We start from the raw sequence: 22,478 nt of genomic DNA, 5'->3' as shown, positions 1-22,478 counted from the left end.
CGGTGCCTCCTTACTCGGCGATGTCGGTGACGGCGATGGCGGCGGACTTCACGAGGTTGGTGATGGGCTCGTAGGCGCCGGTCCCGGCGGTGAAGAAGCCGAAGAGGAACAGGACCATCGCGGCGCCCGCTCCGGCGGACTTGGACTTGAGGACGAAGAACGATCCGGCGCCGAAGAGCAGGACGGCGGAGATGGTGAAGGTCATGGCGACTCCTGTCGGTGTGGGGTTCAGCGGGTGCCGTTGCGGTAGGTGCGGGCCCACAGGTTGTAGAGGTGGCGGCCGACGCGGATGCGGATGCCGTGGCCGTCGCAGCGGCGGCAGTGTTTGCCGCGCTTGGGCTTGCCCTTGCGGTCGTGGGTGAGAGCGAAGCCGAGCCCGTTGCACTTGCGGCAGCGGCCGAACGGCGAGGACGCGCATAGACCTGCGTAACCGAGCGTGAACAGCAGGGTGAGGACGCTAGCGAGCAGGAAGAGGGTCACAAGAGGCCTCCAGGGCGGGATCCTGCGGTTTCTGCAGGTGGGCCGCTATCTGCTAGCGGCCTGATCAGGCGGGATGCGGGCCGCTAGCGGGGTCGCTAGCGCTAGCGACGTCTGCTGCTAGCACTAGCGACCTCTGAGGGTTAGCCCGCGTCCCGCTTCTTGTCGCGCTCTGTAATCGCCTTGGCGATGTGAGCACGCTCGATGCCGCGCTTGTTGACGGTCTTGCCGTCGATGCGGCGGCCGATCTGGTCGGTGCCGATGCCGTACGGCTTGAGCGCCGCGGTGAGCTGTTCGGCCTTGGGCTTGGGCTCCATCTCGGCCCACGGCCCGTAGACCTCGGGGCGGTGGTCGGCGAGCCGGTCCACGATGGTCTCGGACCAGATCTTGGTCTCGCCCTTGCCGATAACTGCGGCGATGTCGTCCAGGATCGTCGCGAGCGCGGCGTCGGCCGGCGCCTCTCCGGCGGCGTCGCCGGAGAGCGTGCCCTCCGCCTGCCGGAGAGCCTGAGCGCGGGTGAGGATGGTCTCCGCGTCGCGGCCGTCGGCCAGGTAGGTGCGGACGATCCCGGCGTCGTCGGACATGCCCTTGAGCAGGCCGACTCCCTTGTGGGACTTGAGGAGCCGGGAGGCGTCCAGGCCCTCGCCGTACGATCCGGCGCCGAGGATGGTTTCCGACACCTGGTAGGCGCCGACGCGCAGGGCGAACCGGGCCTGGTGCTGGTCGCGGAGCACGGACGGGCAGGCGGTGTCGTCGGGCTTCTGGGTTGCGGTCATGACCGAGACGCCGACTGCGGGGGCGACGCGGGCGAGGAAGACCAGCAGGTCAAGGATGGTCTTCCCGTGGACGGGGTGCATCAGGTACTCCTGCACCTCGTCCACGACGAACAGCACGAGCGGCATGTCGTACTTCTTGTCCCGCGAGATGGCCGGGGTGAGCTTGCCCTCCGGGCAGACGTGCAGCGGCAGTTCGGAGAGGCGGTGGTAGCGGTCCTCCACGTCGGCCTTGAGCTCCTGGAGCGAGTTGACCAGGTGCATGACCGGGTCCACCCCGCTCTGTGGGACGGTGCCGAAGCCGACCCGGTGGGCGACCATCGAGAATTTCCGCCAGTCCGGGGAAGCCTTGCCGTCGAACACGTACAGGCGGACGTACGGGTCCAGGGCCGCGGCGAGCGCGATGGTGCGGGCGGAGAACGTCTTGCCCTGCCGCGGGACGGCTCCGACCAGCAGCGAGAGCCAGAGCATGCTGATCTCGACCTCGACGCCGCGCTCGTCGCGGCCCCAGGGGAAGGGCTTCCAGAAGTCCACGCGGTCCGCGCCGAGCAGCGGGGTGCGGCCGGTCGGGACAGCGAGTGGGTCGCGGTTGGCGACCCACATGGAGACCCTGCGCGAACTGGTCGTATCGCGGTCCAGGAACACCTGCGTCTCGGCCACGTCGATGCCCGAGGCGAGCGCGTCGCGCTTCTTGACCGCGTCGGAGAACGTCTTGCCGTACGGGAGGTCCACGACGACGCGCCAGCCGTCGCCGTCCTGCCGGATGGGCTGCGGGAAGGCGATGCCCTGGTCCGGCTTGGTGAGGCCGGCGGCGAGGAAGGCGCGGGTGACGATGTCGGAGGTGAGCTTGCGGTGGCGGAACTTCACCTTGGCCGCGTCGATCAGCGGCCGGTCCGCCGGGGTGCCCGCCCACCCGAGGGCGCCGGTCAGCACGACCAAGGCCAGGGCCAGGAGCCAGGCCGGGGCCAGCACCCACATGGCCAGAGCCGCGCCGAGGCCGATCACGCTGGCCAGGGTGGCGATGATGCTGCGCAGCTTGACCCGGGCGTCCCGCTGCCGGGAGAGCTTGAGGTACTCGCCCGCGTCCTCCGTCCGTACGGCCGCGAGGCGGACGGGCAGGCCCTCAGCGTCGGAGACCCAGCGGCCAGTCGCACCCACCCAGCGGAAGGCGCCGCGCGGGGCGTAGGCCAGGAGCTTCGCGGAGTACACGGGGGTCCGCACTAGGTGGTAGGCGGTGGTCTGCCCGTAGTGGCCAGCTACCACTTGGTAACTGCGGCGCGCTGCTTGGCGCTGGTCAGCCAGTCCGGAAGCACCGGCCGACGAGCCTTGTCCTTGGCTTCGATGACCTCGGCGATCGACGGCGGGAACTCATGCTTGGGCGGGTCCACCGGGTCCCCCTCGGCGACGGTCCCGCCGTCGTCCGGGGTGTCGTCGGGGAGTTCCGCCTGCCACTCCCCCGCCCTGGCCTCGCCCGGGGCGATCGGTTCGGTCTTGCCCTCCTTGGCCGGGAACGGCAGGACCGACGCCGACCCCGGGGAGTTCTGCGTGCTGTCCGGCTCTTCGTCCGGCTGCTCGATGACGTGGATCTCAGACACGATGGGTCTGCTCCCTCTGTGGAGTTGAGAAAGGGGCCCGGACGGCGCTTTGGACGGCCGACCGTCCGGGCCCCGCGCGACGTGATCGGTGCGGGTCAGGCGGCGCGCTGTTCTTCGGGGTAGGCGCAGGGCACGCACGCGCCGAGCGTGGCCGGGATGACGTATCCGGCGTCGCGGCGGCAGGTGGGGCATGTCCGGCGGGCGGCGTTCGCCTTGGCGAGCGCGGCGGCTTTGGCCTCGGTCATCGGCCGGACCGGGAGGGCCAGCTCGATGCGGTACAGGAAGGCGATCAACGGGCCGCGCCGGTAGCGAGGCCGCTCCAGTTGGGCGACAACGTCCTGACCGCCGGGGCGCAGGCCGGCGGCGCGGAGCTGTCGGCGGGTGGCCAGTCCGTCCGGGGCGAGTCGCCACGGATAGACGGGCAGGGTCCCCATCAGCCAGTCCCGGAGGAAACCGCGGTCAGGTGGGGCCGGTCGGCTTCATCGCGGGCGGCGAGGATCTGCTTGCGGCCCCAGGACTCGCTCATGCCGTACGCCTCACCCAGCGCACGCGCGGACAGTGGCCGTGCGGCCTGTACGGACTCGGCGTACGTGCGGCGCGCGTCCTGCCGCATCCGCTCCAGCTCTGCCTCCTCATACGCGGCCTGCCGTGCCTCCTCCTCATCTGTGGACGCGGGCGGTGCGGGAACGTCGTGCGGGGTGTGAGGACTCCCCTCCCGCACGCCTGCCGCACGGGCGCTGAGCTGCGCGCGCTCCCCCGGAACGGGCAGAGCGGGGGCAGCCGGGGCTTGAGTGTGCGGACGGTCGAAGCCGCCCGCATCCAGGGTGTGCGGGTGCTGTGCGGGGCGGCCCGCACGCTCCCCGTACGGCCCGGCGTCCTGCGGTTCCGGGCGGTGGTGGAGCACCTTGGCCACTAGGTCCGAACCGAAGTAGATGGAGCCGACCGGGAGGGATGTGGCCAGGAGTACGAGGGCCCAGTTCGCCGGGTCCCAGTCGGCCAGCCTGCTCCAGTCCACCGACTCCGAGTGCAACGCCGGGACGAGCCCGTGCACGTAGTTGAGGACCAGCGACGCGAGCGTGTACCCGGCGAGGACCCGCAGGGCGAACTTGCGGGCATCGTCGGTGAGGACCAGCGTGGCCACCAGGGCCAGGGCCATCAGCCCATCCACGACGAACGGGTAGAGCATGGCCGCCGTGGCGTCCGCGCCGATGGAGCGCGCGACATCCCGCAGCGCGTTCCACGACACCCGGAACGCCATGCCGACGACGCCGACCAGAGCGGCGACCAGGAGGGTCTTTGCGCCGCGGTTCATGCCGCCTCCCCCGTCCCGCTCGCCGCTCCTCGGCGGCCGGCGCGACGGCCGTTGACCGTCGCCCGTTCCGAAGTGAGGCTCTGAGCGGCCAACCACGGGGCGCCTTGGCGCTTCGCCCGGTACATCTGCTCGTCCGCCGCGCGCAGCAGCTCGGGAAGGTCCGGCTGACCGGCACGCGGGTTGAAGCAGACCGCACCAATCGAAGCGCTGACCATCAGCGAGTGGCCTCCCGCCTCTACCGGGCGTTCCAGTTCAGAGGCGAGGCAATTGAGGGTCTCGGCGAGTTGATTCTGACTGTAGGCAGGAGCCACAGCAGCGAACTCGTCGCCGCCCAAGCGGCCCACGACGGCCGAGTGGTCGACGGCCCATTCGCTCAGTCGCTCGCCGGCAGCACGGATGACCGCGTCCCCGGCGGCGTGGCCGTAGGTGTCGTTGATCTGCTTGAACTTGTTGAGGTCGATCAGACAGACCGCCCTCGGCTTGTGTGCCAGCCGACGCCGGGCCAGCTCGGTGAAGCCGTCCCGGGTCAGCAGCCCGGTCAGCGGGTCCCGGCGCGCGGCCTCGATCCGGCGCCGCATCCACAGGCTGTGAATCGACCAGCCGGATGCGAGCGGTAAGGCGGCGGACAGGGCGGTCAGGGTGTGACTCATGCCGCGGCCCCCTTGCCGCCCTTGCGAGCCGGGCGACGGCCGGCGGACCGCCCCACCAGCGGGACGATGTTGAACAGCTCCGGGGCGCTGGCCTCGATCACCTGGGCGGCGATCCGGCTCACGTCGTCGGGCAGGTTGGGGTGCTCGGCGAGGATGTCGCAGGCCGCGTCCATCCGCGCCGCGCGCTCCTCCTCGGTCTCCCCCTCCACCCCGAGCCAGAGCTCCAGCGGGGTGCCGAGGGCCAGTTCGATGAACTCGTTGACGCTGACGGCCTCCTGGCCGCCGATGTACGTACGCATCGTCGTTCTCCTGAAGTCGAAGGGATGCCGAGGCGGTCGCGGTCTTTTGGCGAGAGGCGACCGGCCCCGGGGTTCAAGCCGTAACTCGATGGAGCGAGGCTTCACCGGCGCATCGTTGCCACGGCGCTCCGGCCCCGAGCCCGAAATTCGGGTGCGTCATCGTCACTGCTCTGACGCCAGCAGGGCGGCGCGTGCCGGGTGGCACCCCGAGGGGTGTTCTCCAGAGCCAGCACGCGGAAGAAGTGGCCGCCGGCGACAACCCGTCGCCACGGGGACGGGGATCACGCCCCGTCTCGTCTCACTTGGCACGCTGTTGAGTTCTCAAAGGGCGAGTGCTTCCTTCAGACCCCTTTCGAGGGCCCTCCGGGCAGGGCAAATGACGGCTCGATCGCACCTGCCTGCACGGCAGTTGCGGCCGGTTGAGTCGCGCTTCCGGCGAAGCTAAACTCTGCCTCAGAGTGCACTGTGAGGCAGAGTTGTGCAAGCCCTCGTCGGAGTAAGAGCAGGGCGAGCGCTAGCTCTCGCTGTGCCGCTTGGGCACACTGAGGCAGTGACAGCGAAGAAACTTGGGGTGCAGATGGTCGAGTGGACCGGCAAGCCCGCCTACCAGCAGGTGGCGGAGCAGCTGCGGCGGAGGATCGCGGCCGGCGAGTTCGCGGAGTCCCGCAAGCTGCCGTCCCTGGCAGACCTCCAGGCGACGTACGGCGTCACCGTGACCGTGGCTCGCGACGCCATCCGCCAGCTCAAGACGGACGGCCTCGCGGTCAGTCATCAGGGCAAGGGGGCGTTCTTGACCGCGGAGGCCTCCGACGCCGCGAAGCTCGCCAGCCCCGAGAACGCGATCGTGGAGCTTCGCGACCAGCTTGCTCGGCTCCAGGGCGAGGTCGCCGAACTCCGCGAGCGGGTCGTGGAGCTGGAGGAGAAGTAACTCCCGGCGCGCGTCGGCCCAGCCGCCGGGGCACGTGACGAGTTCACGATCGGCTGCCGGTGTCACGATCTTGCCCCCTTCGTTCGGATCGAATGGAGGGCTCCGACCTGCGTCGCTAGGCTGTCGTCGCCCCTCTGCATCCTTTGTAGACCGGGCAGTTGAGTGACCGACAGATCCGCCATGTGGCCGCCAAGAGACGGCCACATAGGCCGCATGAGGGGGGACGAGTGGGGCAGCGACCGAACGACCTGACACCGCATGCAAGCCCTCAGCACTACCTCGGCGCCGAAATGCGCGCCTGGCGCACGCAGCGGGGCTTATCGCTGGGCAAGCTCAGCCGATCGATCCTGTTCAACACCAGCTACATGGCCCGCGTTGAGCGCGGCGGGCAGGCGGCGTCGGCCGATCTGGTCCGGGCATACGACGACGCGCTCGGCGCCGGCGGCTCGCTCGTCCGGCTGCACGCATCGGTCCTCGAAGGGATCAGCCTTGAGGGCCTCCCCCAGGAGAATGTGGCTAATCGAGGGCCCCATGTGGCCAACGGCTCTGTGGCCCTGGCTGAGAAACCGGAGATTCAGGCACCGTCGGAGGAGGGGATGTCCGTCCCCGTTCGTTCCGATGACGGAAGGATCATCTTCGTGTCACTGTCCCGAAGGGCTTTGATCGGCGCGCTTGGCGCTGGTGCCGCAATCGCTGCAGCCTCAGACCTCTCAGCAGCGGCGAGCCCTGCCCCACGATCCGATCTCATCGCCTCCGGGGCCGACCCCATCGAGCTCCTCCAAGCCACCCGACGTGTGCTGATCGACAACGACAACCTGTTCGGTCCCCATCGGGTGATACCGACGGTCCAGCAGCAGATCGCTGCCATTAAGGAACTGCGCGCGGACCGCCGCGGAACCGATCGCCGACAGCTGCTCCAGCTGCAGACCCAGTACTCCGAACTGTGCGGCTGGCTCTATCAGGACCTCGGGGACTTTCGTGCCGCCCAGCACTGGATGCGCGAGGCTCTGGAGGCCTCCCACATGGCTGGTGATGACGAGCTGACCACGTACATCCTGGCTCGTCGCAGCCAGCTCGCCGGCGACATGAACGATCCGATCGAGGCGGTGGACGTGGCCGAGGCCGCGGAAGACCGAGCCGCGCCGAGGAGTCGTCTGGCCGCAGTGGCCGCAACGTATGGGGCACACGGTCACGCTCTCCGCAATGACCAGCTCATGGCACAGCGGGCGTACGAGCACGCGCGGGAGCTGCTCGCCAAGATGGACCCGGATCCCACCTCGCCTTGGGGTGTCTGGCTCGATGGCGCATACATAGACGTGCAGCGGGCGCACAGCCTTGCCGCACTCGGTGACCATCGGGGAGCGGCTGCAGGCTTCCGGGATGCCATCAGCCGACTGCCCGCCGGCTACCACCGCGACCGCGGGGTCTACCTGGGACGGGAGGCTGTTTCCCTTGCCCGCGCGGGCGAGGCCGAGCAGGCGGCCTCCGCGGGGCTGCAGGCCTTGGCCGTCGCGAAGGAGACCGGGTCTGACCGCATCGCGCGGGAGCTGGCCCAGCTCGATGGGGTACTTGATCAATGGCATACGGTCCGTGGCGTGAGCGACTTCAAGGACGCTCTGACCGAGGCTGTACTACGCCAGGCCTGAACAGGCTCCCTCCGCCCTGACCAGCAACTGAAGGAGACCCCTAATGCCCCGCCCGTACGTCCTGCTGAGCGTGGCCACATCCGTGGACGGCTACATCGACGACACCAGCACCGAACGCCTCCTGCTGAGCAACAGCGAGGACTTCGAGCGAGTGGACCAGGTGCGTGCCGAGTCGGACGCGATCCTGATCGGCGCTGGCACGATGCGATCCGACAACCCCCGGCTGCTGGTGAACAGCGAGGAACGGCGCGCGGCGCGGGTGGCCGTAGGAAAGCCCGCCTACCCGCTCAAGGTCACCATCTCCGCGAGCGGAGACTTGGACGCCGACCTGAAGTTCTGGCACCACGGCGGAGAGAAACTCGCCTACACAACGGACGCCGGCGAAGAGAAGCTCCGCGAGCGACTGGCTGGCCTCGCGGACGTGGTCTCCACAGGCCCGGCCATCGACTTCGGCGCCCTGCTGGACGACCTCGGGGCCCGCGGCATAGAGCGGCTGATGGTGGAGGGCGGCGGACAGATCCACACCGCTTTCCTCTCCCAGGGCCTGGCCGACGAGATCCACCTCGCCATCGCCCCTCTGATCGTCGGCGACCCAGGCGCCCCCCGCTTCCTGAACCCCGCCACGTACCCCGGCGGCTCCACCCACCGAATGCACCTCGCTGAGGCCAGCACCATCGGCGACGTCGTCCTTCTCCGCTACCTGCCCAAGCAGGAGGGCTCCTCATGACGCACGCTGACGATGTGACCTGGATGGAGCGGGCCATCGAACTCTCCCGCAAGTGCCCACCGGCGGAAGGAGCCTTCTCGGTCGGCGCCATCATCGTGGGCGCCGACGGCGAGGAGCTAGCCCACGGCTACTCCCGCGAGACGGACGCCCACGTCCACGCCGAGGAATCAGCCCTGGCCAAGCTCCCGACGGACGACCCCCGCCTGGCCGGCGCCACGCTCTACAGCACCCTGGAACCCTGCTCCGAGCGCAAATCCCGCCCCCTCACCTGCACACAACTCATCCTCCGCTCCCCCCTCCGCCGCGTGGTCATCGCCTGGCGCGAGCCAAGCCTCCTGGTGGCCGACTGCGTGGGAGTGGAAACCCTCCAAGCCGACGGTATCGAGGTCGTGGAGCTACCGGATCTGGCCAGCAGAGCGCGCGCGACGAATACCCACCTGCTGGGGTAAGTAGGTTCCCGCCGGTGGATTGCTCGGAGTTCCTTTACTGCCGCCACCCTGCCCCACCCGTCTCACATACGGCTAAAAATTTCTGCACTCCCATGCGAACGCGCGACAGAAATCCGGATGGCGACTATCTAAGAGGCAGATCAGCCAAGACTCTTGCGGTTTGCTCCGCGCACATCGGCGAGATCCCACGGCGAACGTGGATTCCCATCCCAATCGACACCAAACCTTTCGACTGATTCCGCCGACACCTGCTGCCCAAATCGCTCCAGATGGCCACCAAGAGTCTCCAACCCAATGCTCCCTACATTCAGCCCTTCGGCAATCAGACCACGCGCCCTTTCAAGATCTCCTGCCTCCTCACAGGCCTCAATCTTCCGGCGAAGAGCCCTCATTTCACCGTATCCATTCGCATCAGATCTCAGCTGATCCATATATTCATTTAGGCGATCATGGGTTACTTGAATTTCTTCAACATGCAGACTGAGGGCTTCGGTCACGCGCCTAAGTCGCGGAACAAGCAACTCCATCTCTCCATTTACCAGCCCCACAGCTTCAATCATTGAGATCTCCATCCGCCTCCCCAGCTCTTCCGCAAAACGCCGAGCGGCATCCGAAGGAGCGTCTGAGCGGAAAATTCTGGAGTAAATCTCAGGGAATTTTCGACTCAAGATACGGCCTTCAAGGATTCCATACCCTGCATTGTCGTCAAGTTCGTACGCCTCTCTAACCTTGATGAAAGGCTTCGAGTTCCCTAGATCGAATTCCTCGATACACAGCTCCGCCGATTCTTCCTTCTGGCCACTTCGGTACAGATAATAGGCCAGATTTGCGCTTGCTGCAGGATCGCCTCCTTGATGTCGAATCCTCGCAATCTCTACCGCTCCACTCCGATCCTTGGCGAACTCCAGCAGATCCGCCAGGCGATCCGCAGACTCGTAATCTCCAAGATCCAACGCCCGCAGATAGACCTGAGAAGCATGGAACACCCGACCCCTCTCCACCAGAAAGGCGGCGAGGGCTCGCAGATCTTCTGCCTCAACTATGCCGCGAAGTACGACATCCAAGATCGCGAGAGGCGGAAAGAATGAACTCCTTGCACTGCGCCCAACCTGCTCTAGATAGTCGGCCACCTGAAAGGCTTCATCGCCGCGAACAGGGGATCCCGGGAATCGTCGGACCCGTACGAGTGGCCCGCTCGCTCCTCGGCAGGGGGAGAGAAGGTACTCCAAGGAGGTATCAAACCAGTCGTCATCCGCCCTGTTAAGCAGATCGACATCCATCGTGGCGGCTGCCATTTCGACCAATAACCTGCCCGGAATGGAAGGACCATGCCCGAAACGCCGGAGGTCGATAGCCGCATCAAGAACCGCCTTAGCGACTTCGGGTGCGTTTCTATATCGCTCCATCTGGACGGGGGCGCCCGCAAGGAATTGTGTGATTCTAGCCCGAGATCCATTGATGTTTTTATGGGATTCAGCTAGTCGCGGATCCACCCCTATGGCATTCTTCAGATCGTCCAGCGATTCACCCGAAAAGTAGCTCGGAACCGAGATGTCCGAACAGGCGAGCAGCATCCGTGCCTGCGGGTGAGTATCTGTAACTCGCGATTCGGGGTGCCGCGTGAGTCGACCCCAATATTCTGGCCACATCGTTCCAAGAACTAACTGGGGCCCACACTGCGGGTCTCTGAGCAGCTCGCGGAGGCCGGCCGCGATCTGTTCCCCACCCACTCCCGCGGGAGTATCTACATAGAGTTGCATTTCATTCAACCAAAGAACGGTTCTCGATGGAATTCCGGCCCGTAGGCCATTTATTAGGGCTTCGACATGTCCGGGGTTAATCGGGTGCCATAGATTCCACGAATCCGGAAGCTTTTGAATAGCTTCCCAGCAGGCCCGCGTTTTCCCGGTAGAGGACTCCCCGACGAGAACAGCGATGACACTTTCCCCGCTAATTGCCCGAGAAACCACATCGTCGAGTCGAATATCATGAGGGCGTCGGATGTAATGAGGGAGAAGAGGTAGGTCAGATTCCGAAAATCTCGAATCAATGGACCGATGAACCTCCAAGGCGAAGGGGTCGACCCATTCTCTCACTCGGCGACCCAGGGACTTCTGAACGCCATTCCCACCGTTCGCGCTAGCAGCCTGATCCCAGAGCTCATTCCAGAATGCACGGCGAGGTGTCTCCTCCGCCCACGAACTGTAGGTCGAGACAAGGCTCCAGAGGTCGTCACGATCTTTAGGGACCCTGGGGAGCGACTGACTAAACCAGCCGCTCACAGTTTGCTTCGAGAGGCCAGCCAGTTGAGCAGCTGCGTTGCGGGTCCATGCCCGCCCCTTCTCCTTGCGCAGAGCCTGTGCCCTGCGCTCAAGGGACCTGAGCTCCTCGTGCATGGCATGTGCCCTCTTGCCTTCGGTCACCAGCACCACCGCTCCCGTGCGTACCCGCCTGCAGCTGTCCGACTCGGACCTGTCAGACAACACCCCTGAGCTGGAGCGTAGTTGAAGTCGGCACTGGCTGGTCTCGGTTCTCTTCGCTGTCCGGGAGCCACTTGGCACAGTCCGGTCAGCAGCACGAGAGAAGCCTCGTGCTGGAAGGCATGCGTCCAAGGAGGACTGTTGTTCAACAAGGAGTGGTTGAGCGCATGGAGCGCGAAGTTTCGAGCATTGTGGGCAAGTGCTCCGTCCGTCCGCTGGGCATCCGGGGCTGTGGTATTCGCCGGGGTCTATTGGTTTCCTGAACTGGCCCCACCACTGACTGCTGCAGCAGTGGTGGTCGTCAGGAGGAGCCAAGCCTGAGGGAGCAGCAGGGCGGCATCGTCCGGCGCCCAGAGAGACTGGAGCGTCGGCTTCGGTCGCGCGCGGTCGACGCTCGTGTGATCGGCGTGTGAGGCAGCGTCTAGGCGATACATGTCCCGCCGTTTCTGCAGGTCAACGCCACGCGATGCACGATCTATGGATGCCCTCCGGAGCCGTGTGCGCAGGTTCGAATCCTGCCGGGGGCACTCCAGCCGGAACAATGCGATCAACACGCTGACCAGCTGAAGTGCCAAGCATGAAGGCCCGGACTCAGTCTCACTGAGTCCGGGCCTTTGTCGTTGCTACGCACTGGTCCCGTGTGAGGGGCGTAGAGGACTCAGTCCTGCTCCCGCAGTCCGACCGGTTCGGCCGCCATTCCAGTTAACGAAACCGACATAAGAGACTGCAGTGAGGAGCTTGCTCCCTTCCACGGCATTGGCCAGGACCCGCGGAAACACCTGTTCTCCGCCCTAGGGCCCCGGTCTCTTCACCCGGCGAGCGGAGTCGGATCGAAATAGGCCGACTCGAACCGGCCTTCGTCGCCCCGCGGTCCGGTTAGGTGATGGTCGCCTTTCGGCGACCTTGGCGGCGCAGCCAGTCCTGGACGGCCTGGCCGAGGTCAAGGTGATCAGCACTGGACTTGCAGGTCGCGGTGCGAAGGCAGTGGGCGGAAGGGCACTTCTTCTCGGTGTAGCGCTTGGCACTGAGCTTCTTGCCGCAGCCGCCGAGGAGGATTCCGCAGTGGAAGCCGTCGCGGAAGCGGCCCCGCTTGAAGAGGCCGAACTCGTCGTGGTCATACGGGAGGACGACGGGAGTGTCGGATCCGGCCCGTCCGACGACTGCGGGCAGGACCTTGTGCGTCACGGCACGCTCCGGGCGGACGGTGGGTCAAGTGGGGTGGGGATGGTCGGGGGCGAGGCTGGAGCGGGGCTCGGTCAGCTCTCTCAGTCTTCCTCGTCGCCCCCGCGCAGGCGCCGCGCTCGCTCGGATATCCCGCTGGAGAGCTTGTGCTTCACCGAACCTGCCCGGTCGAGGGCCTCGTTGCCCAGGCTTCTGGCAGCTCCGACGCCCTTCGCTCCCGTCTCAAGTGCCTTATCCCTCACCTCCGCCGCCGCAGCCGCCCATCGTCTCGTCTCCGACGGCCGGCGACCGGCCTCGATCCCGAGTCGCCCGTGGAAGTCATGGACGCCGGTCACGACATGATTGCTCGACTGGACCACAGCCGGGGACTTGGCCGGGTGCAGCAGCACTTTCGCGTTGGCCTCGCTGGCAGCCGCTTCCATTCGGGCCACGAGGCGCTCGGTGCTCCGCGAGATGAGCTCGAGCCGATTCTGCCGGGCGATCCGAATCCCGAGACGATGCCGGTCCAGGTCCTCCGAAGCCGTGTCCAGCACCCGGTCGAGTTCGAGCACGGCGATCGCGTCCTGCAGCTGGAAGCAGCGAGCCAAAACAGCGAGCCACTCCTGAGCTTTGGATTCGGCTTCCTTGGCCGCCTCGGCAAGATCACCGATCTTGGCCTTTCGCTCCATCCTCTCCGCGAGTGCGTCGAGTCGACGCAACGCGTACACCTGAGTCGTCGCGATCGTCGTCGACGTGCCCTGCACCTTCGACCACGTGATCTCTGAGACCCGCCCCACCTGCTCCCGGATAGTGATGGCCTCCTCGATCGCGAGCTCCGCTCCGATCATTTTCGACAGCGCATCGTCGTTCTGGGCGCGGAGCACCTCGTCGACCTTCTCGTCGATCGCAGCGAGATAGTCGGTGATCTCGTCCATGGCCTGCTGCATTGCGAGTTGCGCCATGATCGCCGCGACATTGGCCAGAACCGCAGGATTGGTCCGAAGTGGCCCCGACCGCTTGGCGAATTCGACGAATCCCTTGATCTGGCCGCTGTCCCCCTTCAGCACGCCTGTGCTGAGACCCGTCGTGGCGCTTTCCCTCAGCCCGTACTGGTCGACACGCCGCGCGGACTCCTTGGTCAGCTTCACCCAGCGACGTGAGCCAGCGGCGATATCGGAACCTGCTTGCGCGGTTCCGGCCGCGTTACCGAAGGCGGATCGGAGCCGTCGCGGACCCGGGCCCTTCGACCGCAGCCCCTCAGCGACGAGGAAACGATCGACCGTCTCTTGATTCCCGATGACCATCAGGCCATCGCCGTCCCTGATCAACTGGATCTCGTCATCCATGGTCACTTCTTTCGGACCGTGGCCCGGACCGGGCACTCTGCACTGGTCCACGTGCTGTACGGGTGGTACGCGTCAGGCTTCAGGGTGGTGGGGGCCATGCTCTGGGAACGGCGTGCGGCAGTCATCACCGACGTCGAACCCTGACACCGCGTCGGGATCACCGAGCTCACGCTCGAATGAACGTCCCCGGCCAGCTCCCTCAGCTTCGCCTCGGTATGGAAGACCACGACTCTCCCGCACTCCGATCCGGCTCGGGCTCCGCTCAACGGCCCTCACCCTAACGGCCGACAGAGGGACAGACCCTGCGATCAGTGCGACGTCGCTGCAGGCCGATGGCGAACGTGCTGCAGGCAGCGCCCATGGCCCGTGCGGCCGGATCCGGGCGTCGCTGCGGTCGGCCACGGCCGGAAGAGTGGACATCCGCGCGTTTCCCCTCGAGGAGTACGGAGAAGTGGTGAGCCGGCTGGTCGGCAGGGCAGGATCCTGCCGACACCGTGCGCTACGACGCGGAGCTCGCGCCGAGTTCGCCCGGCGCGTGCAGGAAAGGCAGCTGGGGCACCCCGTCGGCGTGGACTTCACCTCACCTTCGCCCAGGTGTCCCTGCTTCAGGCGGGTCGCCCCCTGCGCGCAGGGCATCGACGTGGTGGTGGTCGGCATTCCGTCCCCGGACACCAGCACCTGAGTCGCGTCCGTGACACCCCGGCTCGGCAGGGCATAAAGACCTGTGTGACGGGTGCGTCCGCCCGTCTCGGGGCTCTGCGGGTCCCGCGCGCTGGTCCGGCCGGGGCGGAGTAGGGCCCCGCCGTTACGTCGTCGGCTTCTGGAGGGGGGCGTCGCTGCCGGCCCAGATGTAGACGCGGGTGGTGCCGGGCTGGAACTCGTGTGCGTGGATCTTCGCGCACAGCCCGAGTGCTTCGCTTTCGGGCGACTTTGCATCACGGGGGCAGACGCTGGTGATGCGCATGCCCTCGGTGAAGGTCTCGGGCTCGGGCAGACCGAGGTGGGTGAAGCCGTCGCTGCGGGTGTAGCCCGGCTTCTCCGGGTGCCGGTTGCGGGCCATCTGGGCGCCCTCTCGTAGGAGCGGCTGCAAGAACCGGTCCGCCTCCGCGGTCGAAACCGTGAAGGTGAGCAGCGCGACGTCGTACTGCACATTGCTGTGGAGCCCGGCCCGCCGGTCGGTGGCCGTCTCCGGCACCCGCAGACCCAGCACGCCCGCCGTCCACTCGGGCGTGGCGTTCTCCTCCCAGCAGCACGCCCGCCTCTCGGCATCGGCCGGCTGTCCCAGCTCGTACGTGAGCATCAGGAGCGTCCCGAGGACCCCGAGGATGCAGAGGCCCGCGAAGATTCCGGCCCCAATGGCGAGGCGCCGTTGCCAGGGCTTCCGCCTCCCGGCATCGGACGCAGCCGCGCTCGCGGGACGGTTCATCGGTCGATGTCCCCTCCGCCGTCCCGGGCATGGCGGCCCGGATCACTACGTTCCCCGGCGCGCCCGGGATCGTCGGGAGCGGGCGCTGCCGATCCGCTGCCCAGCTCATAGTGCTTGACCGAACTGCTTCCCGCCATGTTGAACTCCTGAGCCAGGCCGACCTTGTGCTGCTGACTCGGCTCGCCGTCGGGTATCTCGAACTTCCCGATGGTCACGCCCTTGCCCTCGTCCCAGTTGTACCGGTCCCAGACGTTGACCTGGTAGTCGAGGCCGACCACCGGTTTGCCGTCCGCGCCCGGCGTGACGGTCACCACCCCCGTCACGTTCGACTGGGAGCCTCCGACCGCGTAGTACCAGTTTTGGTCCGCCGCATCGCTGAAGTAGTAGCCCTCGCTGCCCGTCTCGACCGGTATCACGACCGGGCGGCCGCCGTTCCTCTCGTACTCCGTCAGCGCCTGCTCCCGCCACTGCTTCTCGTTGCCCTGGAGGAACAGCTGGTCGACGTGGTCCTGGAACCCCTTGTTGTCGGTGAGCATCTTGTCGACCGGGAGCTCCATCAGGGTGCCGGTGTTGTCCAGGTAGTGCTTCATGTGGCGTGAGGCGTCGTTCAGGTCACCGCCGTCGGCCAGGACGACGAGCGCCTGCATCTTCGACCTGGTGACCCAGTCGTTCCACTCGATGTCCTCCGCCCCGTGCTTGCCGGACCCGCGGTCGGCTGCCACCTGCTTGACCGATGGGTTGAGGAGCCCGGCCGCCAGCAGGTCGTCCTTGTGGGCGGTCCACAGCTGCATGCGGGCGTCAGGGCTGAGTGACTGCCACAGCCTCTGCAGCTCCGCCTGCTGGGCCGGCTTGACGTCCGCGCCCAGTGCGGCCAGCTTCATGGCCCGCGGCAGCTGGTCCTGATCGAGCGAGGTGTATTCGGCGTGGCCGGCGTCGTACGGGTCGGCGCCGTGGGAGGCGCGCAAGGCGCGGGTGACCGCGGCATCCACCTCGGCCGCGTGGGTGACCAGGCCGGTGAGTGTGTCGGCATACCAGCGGATCATGTCCGTTGTGCGCTGGTTGGGGCCCTTCGCATCGCAGATGGATGATTCCACCCGGACCTTGCCACCGCCGCCGTCGGACACCAGCAGCCCCGGATCCGGTTCGGGGGTGTGGGCAGGGGCACCCTGCCTCGCCTCGTCGGCCAGGGTCTTCGCCTGCTTCTGGATCCGGGTCAGCTCCTCGTGTGCGTCGGCGAGGACCGCGTGGATGCTCTTGGCCTCACGGTGGAGATCGTCCACCTCCTTCGCCGCGCTGCGGACGAACTCCCGGGTGACGGTCGCGTTGGCCCCCTCCCACCTGGCCGCCTCGGACTTCTTGACGAGGCCGTCGCGTACGGTGCCGTGCAGCTTGGCGAGTTCCTCCGCAGCCGTCTTCCACTCCGTGGCGGCTTCGTTCACCTTGGCGAGGTCGAGGGTGATCAGGTCGGTCCAGGTGAAGGTCACTTCACGTACCTCTGTATCTCGGAGGCCGACATCGCGGACCCGTCGCGATGGCGCATGCTCGCGGCGATCGCCTCGTCGTTGTTCGCGTGGGACTTCTTGGAGTAGTCGAGGTGATTAGAGATGTGCGCGTACATCTGCAGCACCGTCTTGACCTGCGAGTCCCACGTGGAGAGGGTCACCGACAGCTCTGACCCCATGGCCAGGTTTCGGGCGGAGCACTCGGCTGCGGCCCTGCCGGACGCCCCCGTACCGGCGATGTCCGACTTCTTGCGCAGTTCGCGGTGGATGACGAACGCCTCGTGTCCGACGGCGCCCAGGTCGTCCTGTGTGACGACGAGGTCGTACGACGAACCACCCGTCGTGGCGGTGCTCTGCTTGGCGGCTGCCCATTCCTCGTCGAACGTCACCGAAGCCTCCCCCTGGCGTACAAATCGGAATTGATCACTCTAACAGCAGCCGGATGAACGGCTGTTCGACCTGACAGATCAGGCTTTCCGAGCCCTGCAGGACGTCGGCTCCCGGGTTCGGGCGGGGTGAGGCCGAGTGGTTCCGGTGGTCCGTACGAGGGAGGTGGGGCGGGGTCTGTGGGATTTGGGGGGTGGGTCGGTGGTGGGGGCATGCGTACGTTGGGGGTGAGGCTGCATGGCACCGCTGGGCCGGTGCCATGTGGCGGGCTCTGACGATCGGGATGGGGCGGCGCGGATGCGTGAGCTGGTGGAGACGGCGCAGCGGTGGGTGGCCGAGGGGCGGGCCGGGTATCTGGCCCGGCCCGTGACCGAGCAGGGGTTCGGGCCGCGGGATCCGGCCGGGGCCCTGCTCGTCGATGCGCGCGGGGAGTGTGCCGGGACCCTGTACCGCGGGGTCTTCGACGCCGAGCTCGCCGCCGAGGTGGCGGCCCTGCCGGCCGGGGTCACGGCGCGGGTGTGCGAGGTGTCCGTGCGGGCGGCCGAGGCGGTGGCCGCGAAGCTGACCTGCGGCGGGCAGGCCGAGGTGCTGCTGCAGCCGCTTGCGGCGATCCCGGCCCAGTGGTGGGAGCTGCTGGGCGACGGGGTCGGGGTGGCGTTGGTGACCCGGCTGAACGAGGCCGCGGACCGGGCCGTCAGTGAGGTCGTACGGGCCACGGACGTGCCCGGTGACGATGCCGGGCGGCGGGCGGGCGAGCTGCTGGCGACGCGGCGGGCCGGGCGGGACGCGCTGTACGCGGAGTCCGGGCTGGTGCTGGTCGAGGCCTTCCCGTCGGCCCCGTGCCTGGTCATCGGCGGCGGCGGTGAGCTGGCCGGGATCATCGAGCGGCAGGCGCTGTTGCTGGGCTGGGAGGCCGTACTGGTCGACGCACCCGAGGAGGCGAGCCGGGTGCTGGAGGCGCGCCGGGACGCCGCGTGCCTGGTCATGCTGAGCCACGAGGAGTCGTTCGACGTGCCGACGCTGCGGGTGGCGCTGGCCCAGGGGGTGCCGTACGTCGGTGCGCTGGGCTCCCGCAAGACCACGGCCCGGCGGCGGGAGGGGCTGCTCGCGGCCGGGGTCCCGGAGGCCGAACTGGCCCGAGTGCACGGCCCAATCGGCCTGGACCTCGGCGCCCGTACCCCGGCGGAGACCTCGCTGGCGATCTGCGCCGAGATCCTCGGGACGCTTGGGGAGCGCAAGGCCGCCGGCGCCCTGCGGGATGCCGAAGGTCCCATCAACTCCTAGGGAGTGTCCGGGCGATCAGCCCACTGGCCCGACAGGACCTGGCGCCCGGAAGGGATTTCACTCGCCCAGGGCCCGCTCGAGCTGTGCCTTGTTCATCTCCGAGCGGCCGTGGACGTTGCGGCGGCGGGCCTCGGCGTAGAGCTGGTCGTACGTGGGTCCCTGCGCGCCCGAGTGGGAGTGCAGGCCCCCGCGCCGGGACGAGGAGATGTCGTCGAGGGATTCCTTGCTGGCGGTCCGGGACTCGCCGGCCCGGGCGCGTTCCTTGTTCACCGTCCGGGCGGCGATCTCCTTCGCCTTCTCCTCGGGCTCGCCGCGCTGCTCCAGCCCTTCCTTGATGTGTTCGTACTGGCGTTCGCGCTTCGGGGAAGATCCTCGGGGCGTGTCCGGCCTCCTTCTCGTTCTCCGTCCAGGCCCGGCGTCTACCCCGTATGGCCCAGGCCATACGGGACATAGGAGCGCATACCGGACCCGAGTGCGGGAACATGGCGGGTATGGACACGACCCTGAGCGTGGACGCGACCCTCGCCGACATCGCCTGGTTCCTGGTCGTCGGCATCCTCGTCGCCGGCTTCCTGCTGGGCGGCTTCCTGCTGGGCAAGAAGGTCCGGGAGAAGGAGCCACCCCCGCCCACGACCGAGAGCCAGCCCCACCTGCCGGACGGCGGGGCGGTCTACGAGGTCCGCGAGGAGCGGGACCAGGTGGAGATTCCCGAGGGCGGACTGCGGCCGCACGAGATGCAGGGCTACGGGAACTTCGGCTCCACCACCTCCACCCACCCCGACGAGGTCCGGGCGGAACGGGAGTCCGGCTACAAGCTGCCGGAGGGCCCCGGTCCGCATCCACAGCCGGGGGCTCCCCCGGACGCCGGGCGCGGAGCGCACTCCTGACCCACCCACGTCACCGGCCTCTGACCCGCGCCTCCCGCGCGGGTCAGAGGTCCGTTCGCAGCCGGAGGACCTCCGGTGGCGGGTGCCGGGCCGAGGCCTGCCGGACCTCCGCCGTCAGGGGCGGGTCCAGCGGCCGGAAAGGGACCTCCCCGAGCCCGATCGCCGTGACCGTGGCCGGGGAGGGCGAAGTCGCCCCCCGGGCGGCCACCTCGGCCGCGATCTCCGCGCGCAGCGCCGCCGACAGCGGGCTCGACACCAGCGGGGTCTCGTCCCCGACCGGCAGGACGAGCACCAGGGCGAGCGGCCGGCGCGCGGTGCCGGTGTAGCCGACCACCGCGGCGTCCCGGACGTCCGTGTGCCGCAGCTTCTGCCAGCCGCGGCGCCCGGCCGGGTAGGCCTGGTCCAGCCGTTTCACGACGAGGCCCTCGATACCGCTGGCCGGGAGGGTCTCGTACCAGGTGGCGGCCAGTTCCGGGTCGGTCGTCATCGGCACCGGCTGCAGCGGCGGCCCGAGCGGCAGGAGCAGGTCGACGAGGAGGGCGCGGCGGCGCTCGTACGGGCGTGGGCGCAGGTCGAGCCCGGCCAGTTCCAGCACGTCGAAGGCGGCGTACGAGGCGGGCAGGCGCTGCGCGAGTACGGCGGCCCGTGCGGCGGTGGCGGCCGCCCGGCGCTGCACCAGCGCGAAGTCCGTCCGGCCCGCGTGCCAGACGACCACCTCGCCGTCGAGGACCGTGTCGGCGGGCAACTGCAGCGCGGCCGCGGCCAGGTCGGGGAAGGCGCCGGTCACGATCCGGCCGGAGCGTGCCTGGAGCGTCACGTCGGTCGCCGAGCGCAGCACGACGAGCCGGTGGCCGTCGAACTTCGGCTCGTACGCCAGCCCCGCCCCGCGCGGCAGGGTGCGTACGGCGGCGGCCAGCGCGACGCGGATCACGGCCGGGTCCCCGTCCCGGGGAGCGGGCGGGCCCGCTCGGGGTCGGTCAGCGGGGCGAAGAGGTCCCCGTCGCGGGCGAGCCTCGGGGCGATGTCGTCGGCGAGGAGGACCAGGCCGGCGGGGGTCCGGCAGGCCCCGACCTCCGCCCAGGAGACGGGCGCGGACACGGTGGGCCGGGCCCGAGCGCGCAGGGTGTAGGGGGCGGCGGTGGTCTTGGCGGCGGCGTTCTGGCTGTGGTCGACGAAGACCTTGCCGGGGCGCAGCGCCTTGGCCATGCGGTGCACGACCAGGCCGGGGAGCTCGCGCTCGGCCTCCTGGGCGAGCTGCTTCGCGTACGCGGACACGCGCTCGGAGGGGGTCGGCTCCAGCGGCACGGCCAGGTGCATGCCCTTGGAGCCGGAGGTCTTGGCGTGGGCCTCCAGGCCGTCGGCCGCGAGCCGGTCGCGCAGCCAGAGCGCGGCGGCGCAGCACTCGACGACGGTGGCGGGCGGGCCGGGGTCGAGGTCGAGGACCAGTCGGTCGGCGAGCGCGGGGTGGCCGACGGGCCACTGGGGGGTGTGGAACTCCACGACGAGGTTGGCGGACCACATGAGGGTGGCCAGGTCGGCGACGACCACCTGGGCGGCGGTCACGTCCTCCGAGCGCGGCACGGGGGTGGTCTTCACCCAGGCGGGCGTGCCGGGGGGCGGATTCTTCGTGAAGAAGAGCTGGCCGTCCGGTCCGTCGGGATAGCGCAGGAAGGACACCGGCCGGTCGTGGATGTGGGCGAGCAGCGGCTCCGCGACGGTGGCGTAGTAGTGGAGCACCTCGCCCTTGGTGAAGCCGGTCTCCGGGTACAGGACCTTGTCGAGATTGCTGAGCGCGATGCGACGGCCCTCCACCAATGTGATCGGCGTCATACGATGAGACTGCCACGAAACGGGAGGAACCGTGCGATCCATTTGGAACGGGGCGATCTCCTTCGGCCTGGTCAGCATCCCGATCAAGCTCGTGAACGCCACCGAGAGCCACTCGATCTCCTTTCGCCAGATCCATGTGAGTGACGGCGGACGCGTCCGGTACCGCAAGGTGTGCGAGCTGGACGGGGAGGAGGTGCCGAGCGCCGAGATCGGCAAGGGGTACGAGGAGGCCGACGGGTCGATCGTGCCGATCACGGACGAGGACCTCGCGCAGCTGCCGCTGGCCACCGCGAAGACGATCGAGATCATGTCGTTCGTACCGGCGGAGGAGATCGATCCGCTGCAGATGGACGCGGCGTACTACCTCGCGGCGAACGGGGCGACGGCGGCCAAGCCGTACACGCTGCTGCGGGAGGCGCTGAAGCGGAGCCGGAAGGTCGCGATCGCCAAGTACGCCCTGCGGGGGCGGGAGCGGCTGGGCATGCTGCGGGTCGTGGACGACGTGATCGCGATGCACGGGCTGCTGTGGCCGGACGAGATCCGGGCGCCGGAAGGGGTGGCGCCGGACGTCTCGGTGTCGGTGCGGGACGCCGAACTCGACCTGGCGGACGCGCTGATGGCGACGCTGGGGGAGGTGGAGATGGCCTCGCTGCACGACGACTACCGGGATGCCGTGGAAGCGATGATCGTGGCGAAGTCGGAGGGGGCGTTCGAGCCGACGGAGGCCGTCCTGGAACCGGCCGGGGGTCAGGTGATCGACCTGATGGCGGCGCTGGAGAAGAGTGTGCGCGCCGCGAAGGCTTCCCGGGGGGAGGGGGGCGGTGGCGCCGGCGGTGGCGCAGGCGCCGGCTCCGGCGAGGGCGGGGCCGGGGCCGGGGCCGAGGTGACTCCGATTCGGCGGAAGTCGGGGGCCGGTGCGGGCACGAGGGCGGCTGCGCCGAAGGCGGTGGGCGGGAAGAAGTCGACGGCGGCCTCGGCCAGGAAGACCGCGGCGGCCGCGACGAAGAAGAAGACGACCACGGGCAAGTCGGCTTCGGCCAAGTCCACTTCGGGCACGGCCAAGTCCACGGCCAAGTCCACGGCGAAGAGCACGGCCAAGAGCACGGCCAAGACGGCGGCGACCGCGAAGAAGGCGGGTGCGGGTGCGGGTGCGGCGAAGAAGGCGGCGACGCCGCGGAAGCGGACCTCGGCCTGAGCGGTGGTGGGGTGGCGGGGTTGGGGGCCTGCGGCGCTTTCCCCTACCCGCCCCTTCCCGAACCTGGGGCTCCGCCCCAGACCCCGCGCCTCAAACGCCGGCGAGGCTGGATGGTGCGGCAGGG

At 68.4% G+C, this 22,478-nt stretch carries 24 protein-coding genes; 7 read left to right on the top strand and 17 right to left on the bottom strand.

Features of this window, described 5'->3' with window-relative positions; translation table 11 throughout:
• Window positions 1-10: 10 nt before the first annotated feature.
• The 8 genes from OG753_RS28290 to OG753_RS28255 form a co-directional block, all read right to left on the bottom strand.
• Window positions 11-205 (bottom strand): hypothetical protein, encoded by a 195-nt coding sequence (locus OG753_RS28290; protein ID WP_266784542.1) that lies wholly within the window; start codon window positions 203-205, stop codon window positions 11-13.
• 23 nt (window positions 206-228) lie between these two features.
• Window positions 229-480, bottom strand: coding sequence for a hypothetical protein (locus OG753_RS28285; protein ID WP_405790634.1), 252 nt, complete (start codon window positions 478-480; stop codon window positions 229-231).
• 140 nt (window positions 481-620) lie between these two features.
• Window positions 621-2,513: a cell division protein FtsK gene (locus OG753_RS28280; RefSeq protein ID WP_405790632.1), complete on the bottom strand. Its 1,893-nt coding sequence runs from the start codon at window positions 2,511-2,513 to the stop codon at window positions 621-623.
• A complete protein-coding gene (locus OG753_RS28275; RefSeq protein ID WP_405790630.1) occupies window positions 2,507-2,845 on the bottom strand; it encodes a hypothetical protein in 339 nt (112 codons plus the stop codon). The genes OG753_RS28280 and OG753_RS28275 overlap by 7 nt, the downstream gene beginning before the upstream one ends.
• Window positions 2,846-2,940: 95 nt before the next feature.
• Window positions 2,941-3,279, bottom strand: a complete 339-nt coding sequence (locus OG753_RS28270; protein ID WP_405790628.1) for an RRQRL motif-containing zinc-binding protein — start codon at window positions 3,277-3,279, stop codon at window positions 2,941-2,943.
• Window positions 3,279-4,157 (bottom strand): DUF2637 domain-containing protein, encoded by an 879-nt coding sequence (locus tag OG753_RS28265; RefSeq protein ID WP_405790626.1) that lies wholly within the window; start codon window positions 4,155-4,157, stop codon window positions 3,279-3,281. Before OG753_RS28265 ends, OG753_RS28270 begins: the two co-directional genes overlap by 1 nt.
• A complete protein-coding gene (locus OG753_RS28260; protein WP_405790624.1) occupies window positions 4,154-4,807 on the bottom strand; it encodes a GGDEF domain-containing protein in 654 nt (217 codons plus the stop codon). The genes OG753_RS28265 and OG753_RS28260 overlap by 4 nt, the downstream gene beginning before the upstream one ends.
• A complete protein-coding gene (locus tag OG753_RS28255) occupies window positions 4,804-5,106 on the bottom strand; it encodes a hypothetical protein (RefSeq protein WP_405790622.1) in 303 nt (100 codons plus the stop codon). Before OG753_RS28255 ends, OG753_RS28260 begins: the two co-directional genes overlap by 4 nt.
• A gap of 550 nt (window positions 5,107-5,656) precedes the next feature.
• Between OG753_RS28255 and OG753_RS28250 the strand changes: the two genes are divergently transcribed.
• The 4 genes from OG753_RS28250 (at window position 5,657) to OG753_RS28235 (ending at window position 8,856) form a co-directional block, all read left to right on the top strand.
• A complete protein-coding gene (locus OG753_RS28250) occupies window positions 5,657-6,034 on the top strand; it encodes a winged helix-turn-helix domain-containing protein (protein WP_405790621.1) in 378 nt (125 codons plus the stop codon).
• 227 nt (window positions 6,035-6,261) lie between these two features.
• A complete protein-coding gene (locus OG753_RS28245) occupies window positions 6,262-7,680 on the top strand; it encodes a helix-turn-helix domain-containing protein (RefSeq protein ID WP_405790620.1) in 1,419 nt (472 codons plus the stop codon).
• A 43-nt stretch (window positions 7,681-7,723) separates the two neighbouring features.
• The gene (locus OG753_RS28240) at window positions 7,724-8,407 is read left to right on the top strand and encodes a RibD family protein (protein ID WP_405790618.1); all 684 of its coding nucleotides are present in this window, start codon (window positions 7,724-7,726) and stop codon (window positions 8,405-8,407) included.
• Window positions 8,404-8,856, top strand: coding sequence for a deaminase (locus OG753_RS28235; protein WP_405790616.1), 453 nt, complete (start codon window positions 8,404-8,406; stop codon window positions 8,854-8,856). Before OG753_RS28240 ends, OG753_RS28235 begins: the two co-directional genes overlap by 4 nt.
• 140 nt (window positions 8,857-8,996) lie before the next feature.
• Here OG753_RS28235 and OG753_RS28230 read toward each other — a convergent pair whose 3' ends face one another.
• The 6 genes from OG753_RS28230 to OG753_RS28205 form a co-directional block, all read right to left on the bottom strand.
• Window positions 8,997-10,430: a hypothetical protein gene (locus OG753_RS28230; RefSeq protein WP_405790614.1), complete on the bottom strand. Its 1,434-nt coding sequence runs from the start codon at window positions 10,428-10,430 to the stop codon at window positions 8,997-8,999.
• 1,782 nt (window positions 10,431-12,212) lie between these two features.
• Window positions 12,213-12,521, bottom strand: a complete 309-nt coding sequence (locus OG753_RS28225) for a hypothetical protein (protein ID WP_405790613.1) — start codon at window positions 12,519-12,521, stop codon at window positions 12,213-12,215.
• An 80-nt stretch (window positions 12,522-12,601) separates the two neighbouring features.
• Window positions 12,602-13,843 (bottom strand): hypothetical protein, encoded by a 1,242-nt coding sequence (locus tag OG753_RS28220; protein WP_405790611.1) that lies wholly within the window; start codon window positions 13,841-13,843, stop codon window positions 12,602-12,604.
• Window positions 13,844-14,648: 805 nt separating this feature from the next.
• Window positions 14,649-15,143, bottom strand: a complete 495-nt coding sequence (locus OG753_RS28215; protein WP_405790610.1) for a hypothetical protein — start codon at window positions 15,141-15,143, stop codon at window positions 14,649-14,651.
• A 122-nt stretch (window positions 15,144-15,265) separates the two neighbouring features.
• Window positions 15,266-16,753, bottom strand: coding sequence for a hypothetical protein (locus OG753_RS28210; RefSeq protein WP_405790609.1), 1,488 nt, complete (start codon window positions 16,751-16,753; stop codon window positions 15,266-15,268).
• Window positions 16,750-17,160 carry a hypothetical protein gene (locus tag OG753_RS28205; protein WP_405790607.1) on the bottom strand — a complete coding sequence of 137 codons (411 nt, stop codon included), beginning with the start codon at window positions 17,158-17,160 and terminating at the stop codon, window positions 16,750-16,752. The genes OG753_RS28210 and OG753_RS28205 overlap by 4 nt, the downstream gene beginning before the upstream one ends.
• Before the next feature lie 295 nt (window positions 17,161-17,455).
• On the opposite strand from OG753_RS28205, the gene OG753_RS28200 reads away from it, so the two are divergent.
• On the top strand, window positions 17,456-18,442 hold the full coding sequence (locus OG753_RS28200; RefSeq protein WP_405790605.1) for an XdhC family protein: 987 nt from the start codon (window positions 17,456-17,458) through the stop codon (window positions 18,440-18,442).
• 57 nt (window positions 18,443-18,499) lie between these two features.
• Here OG753_RS28200 and OG753_RS28195 read toward each other — a convergent pair whose 3' ends face one another.
• Window positions 18,500-18,778, bottom strand: coding sequence for a plasmid stabilization protein (locus OG753_RS28195; protein ID WP_405792836.1), 279 nt, complete (start codon window positions 18,776-18,778; stop codon window positions 18,500-18,502).
• 155 nt (window positions 18,779-18,933) lie between these two features.
• On the opposite strand from OG753_RS28195, the gene OG753_RS28190 reads away from it, so the two are divergent.
• Window positions 18,934-19,329: a DUF6479 family protein gene (locus OG753_RS28190; protein WP_401682727.1), complete on the top strand. Its 396-nt coding sequence runs from the start codon at window positions 18,934-18,936 to the stop codon at window positions 19,327-19,329.
• 43 nt (window positions 19,330-19,372) lie between these two features.
• On the opposite strand, the gene OG753_RS28185 is transcribed toward OG753_RS28190, so the two are convergent.
• Together OG753_RS28185 and ligD are read right to left on the bottom strand one after the other, a co-directional pair.
• Window positions 19,373-20,257 carry an ATP-dependent DNA ligase gene (locus OG753_RS28185; RefSeq protein ID WP_405792834.1) on the bottom strand — a complete coding sequence of 295 codons (885 nt, stop codon included), beginning with the start codon at window positions 20,255-20,257 and terminating at the stop codon, window positions 19,373-19,375.
• Window positions 20,257-21,159 carry a non-homologous end-joining DNA ligase gene (gene ligD / locus OG753_RS28180; protein ID WP_327264440.1) on the bottom strand — a complete coding sequence of 301 codons (903 nt, stop codon included), beginning with the start codon at window positions 21,157-21,159 and terminating at the stop codon, window positions 20,257-20,259. The genes OG753_RS28185 and ligD overlap by 1 nt, the downstream gene beginning before the upstream one ends.
• A gap of 31 nt (window positions 21,160-21,190) precedes the next feature.
• On the opposite strand from ligD, the gene OG753_RS28175 reads away from it, so the two are divergent.
• Complete coding sequence (locus tag OG753_RS28175) at window positions 21,191-22,354, top strand: Ku protein (RefSeq protein WP_405790603.1); 1,164 nt, start codon at window positions 21,191-21,193, stop codon at window positions 22,352-22,354.
• Window positions 22,355-22,478: the final 124 nt, after the last annotated feature.

This window comes from Streptomyces sp. NBC_00029, from assembly GCF_045160505.1.
GTDB lineage: Bacteria > Actinomycetota > Actinomycetes > Streptomycetales > Streptomycetaceae > Streptomyces.
Note: the sequence above shows the minus strand (reverse complement) of the source record. Positions and strands in the feature narration are given on the sequence as shown.

What these genes read in the sequence shown, in the direction of transcription:
- OG753_RS28290 (WP_266784542.1), bottom strand. Translation starts at nt 205, where the DNA reads ATGACCTTCACCATCTCCGCCGTCCTGCTCTTCGGCGCCGGATCGTTC.
- OG753_RS28260 (WP_405790624.1), bottom strand. Translation starts at nt 4,807, where the DNA reads ATGAGTCACACCCTGACCGCCCTGTCCGCCGCCTTACCGCTCGCATCC.
- OG753_RS28230 (WP_405790614.1), bottom strand. Translation starts at nt 10,430, where the DNA reads ATGCTGCTCGCCTGTTCGGACATCTCGGTTCCGAGCTACTTTTCGGGT.
- OG753_RS28270 (WP_405790628.1), bottom strand. Translation starts at nt 3,279, where the DNA reads ATGGGGACCCTGCCCGTCTATCCGTGGCGACTCGCCCCGGACGGACTG.
- OG753_RS28215 (WP_405790610.1), bottom strand. Translation starts at nt 15,143, where the DNA reads ATGCTCACGTACGAGCTGGGACAGCCGGCCGATGCCGAGAGGCGGGCG.
- OG753_RS28200 (WP_405790605.1), top strand. Translation starts at nt 17,456, where the DNA reads ATGCGTGAGCTGGTGGAGACGGCGCAGCGGTGGGTGGCCGAGGGGCGG.
- OG753_RS28190 (WP_401682727.1), top strand. Translation starts at nt 18,934, where the DNA reads ATGGACACGACCCTGAGCGTGGACGCGACCCTCGCCGACATCGCCTGG.
- OG753_RS28220 (WP_405790611.1), bottom strand. Translation starts at nt 13,843, where the DNA reads ATGGATGACGAGATCCAGTTGATCAGGGACGGCGATGGCCTGATGGTC.
- OG753_RS28240 (WP_405790618.1), top strand. Translation starts at nt 7,724, where the DNA reads ATGCCCCGCCCGTACGTCCTGCTGAGCGTGGCCACATCCGTGGACGGC.
- OG753_RS28235 (WP_405790616.1), top strand. Translation starts at nt 8,404, where the DNA reads ATGACGCACGCTGACGATGTGACCTGGATGGAGCGGGCCATCGAACTC.
- OG753_RS28265 (WP_405790626.1), bottom strand. Translation starts at nt 4,157, where the DNA reads ATGAACCGCGGCGCAAAGACCCTCCTGGTCGCCGCTCTGGTCGGCGTC.
- OG753_RS28255 (WP_405790622.1), bottom strand. Translation starts at nt 5,106, where the DNA reads ATGCGTACGTACATCGGCGGCCAGGAGGCCGTCAGCGTCAACGAGTTC.
- ligD (WP_327264440.1), bottom strand. Translation starts at nt 21,159, where the DNA reads ATGACGCCGATCACATTGGTGGAGGGCCGTCGCATCGCGCTCAGCAAT.